Source organism: Bacillus sp. SIMBA_074 (assembly GCF_046534555.1).
Taxonomy (GTDB): Bacteria; Bacillota; Bacilli; order Bacillales; family Bacillaceae_G; genus Bacillus_A; species Bacillus_A mycoides.
Map to the genome: position 1 here is coordinate 1 of NZ_JAWRYM010000813.1, position 256 is coordinate 256.

1 pseudogene is annotated in these 256 nt (G+C 68.4%); it reads left to right on the top strand.

Annotated elements, in window-relative coordinates:
- Nucleotides 1-44: 44 nt before the first annotated feature.
- Nucleotides 45-256: pseudogene (locus SB773_RS33015) on the top strand (hypothetical protein); the annotation flags it as partial.

A 256-nucleotide genomic window follows, 5' to 3' on the forward strand; every position in this document is an offset into this window, starting at 1 on the left:
GGAGTGTGCTCGAGACAGTCCTCGCGGGGTTCTCCCTACCGCTCGTGGTCAAGCCGGCACAGGGCGGGTCGGCCCAGGGTGTGACCATCGTCGCCACCGCCGAGGAGCTGCCGCGGGCGATGGTCGACGCCTACACCTACGCCGATGACGCCCTGATCGAAGAGAAGGTGAACGGTGTGGAGGTCTACGTCGCGGTCATCGACACCGGTGACGGCCCCGAGGCGCTGCCCGCGGTCGAGATCGAGCCGATCGATGG